Source organism: Caballeronia glathei, assembly GCF_000698595.1.
GTDB lineage: Bacteria > Pseudomonadota > Gammaproteobacteria > Burkholderiales > Burkholderiaceae > Caballeronia > Caballeronia glathei.
In genome coordinates this window covers 1-1671 of record NZ_JFHC01000212.1, presented here as the reverse complement: position 1 = coordinate 1671, position 1671 = coordinate 1, and the positions used below count along the sequence as shown (strand labels likewise).

1 protein-coding gene is annotated in these 1671 nt (G+C 55.4%); it reads left to right on the top strand.

Annotated elements, in window-relative coordinates:
• Window positions 1-308: 308 nt before the first annotated feature.
• Window positions 309-1331, top strand: a complete 1023-nt coding sequence (locus tag BG61_RS42625) for a type II toxin-antitoxin system VapC family toxin (RefSeq protein WP_129572258.1) — start codon at window positions 309-311, stop codon at window positions 1329-1331.
• Window positions 1332-1671: the final 340 nt, after the last annotated feature.

Sequence of the window (1671 nt, the reverse complement as noted above, 5' to 3'; positions counted from 1 at the left end):
CCGCTAAAAATCCTCTGCATTATCACGGGTTAGGCTTTTTCGGCCATTGAAAGAGGACAACGACGACCAGCTGCCGCCTATATGCAAGGAATTGCCGTGTGGTGGTGTTCGCCGAGCGTCAATTAGCTGGGGCGGGGTCGTCAACAACGAAAAAGGACTCGAAAAGGCGCGGCGACGAACAGAAAGATACTCCGGTCAGCCGAATTATTGCCCCGTGTGCTTGAGCTGTACGGAGGTACACCTGGGAGGCCATCCCGCCGTTGTCGATGGTCAAAAAGACAGCAACAAAGTCAGGGTGGCCCACAATAATGAAAATACTTCTTGATACCAACATCTGGCGATACATTGTCGATGACGGAGCGATTGGCGTGGTTCAGCGGGCAGTCCGTCGGTCTCGACATGAAATTGTTATCGCACCGTCGGTCGTATATGAGGCCTTGCGCACTGGCGACCGGGAATTACGAAAGTCGCTTATTTCAGCCATGACGCTGCCTTACTGGAAAAGGCTAATGCCAGAGGCATATCAAGAGTCACAGGAGATCAAGTCAGAAATAGAACGGCTCCATCCTGAATGGTTGCATTGGGACAAAGATCTTACCTATCACGAGAGGTTACGACACGACTGGACTCGCTTCCGCGGTGGGTTCTGGGACCGCGCACGACACGACACACATCGGGAATCCGAGAGAATCGACACGCAGGGTCTAGTGGAGAAGTCTCGCGCTTCAACTCGCGGAGCCCGTGAACGTGCCCTGACGATGCTTCCCCGATGGAAAGGCGCGCCGTTCAACTCCCTCCAAGCTAGCCTTTGTCAGCCGACTCCTGGGTGGAACGGCGAGCCTGTCGAATGGTGGCGCGTTGAAGCACGGGAGACTTTCGGTCGTGCATTAACCGCGACTTCTCACCCCTATGCTGAATGGCTCGATGGCGAGGTCAATCTGACAATGATGGTGCAACAAACCGGCGATCTGACACGGTTCTGGCTGCATGAGGTCGATGTGCAAGGGATGCGGCGGCACTGGCTAAGATCAGCGTTCGAGTTCCAGCAGCAGTTTCACAAGATCACCGATGGTACTCCCTGCGATTCCCAGTTTGGCACGTACCTTGTTGATGCAGACCTGATGTTGTCTGCAGACAAAAATCTTGTGAGATTCGCTGAGCGGTGCCGACGCGAAGCACCTTTTATGATCGCCCGATCGATCTTGATACCCGGTGGGCGCTCGGCGGTCGAGGCTTTTCTGGCCGAGTTAAGTCATCCCGACAAGCTCGGGCCTGACAGCAGTCATGCGACCGGACGAAGCAATCAATCGGCATCGACGGTCGCGACATGAGGCTCGTTGCAAGGAAAGCTATGTGGCAGGGATGGAGGCGTGCAACCGCTGCCAACGACGAGATGCCTACTTGCAAGGTCGTCAGTCGAGCTTTATCTGAGCCCGAGCACTCGGAGTTTAAGATCTCGGTTGATTGTATCCAGTCTGGCTGCATCCGTTTTTGGAGACAGCGCGGTGCGTGTCTTACGGCCCAGCAAATAGGCGATCCGCTCCGCGTTGGCACCGGACGGGTGGGGCTCCATGCAGGATCCGGTTGGCCCCGATCACGCCGCGATCGGGTGGAGAGGCACAAACATGTGTCCTGTTATATATCTGATAATGCAGAGGATTTTTAGCGGAG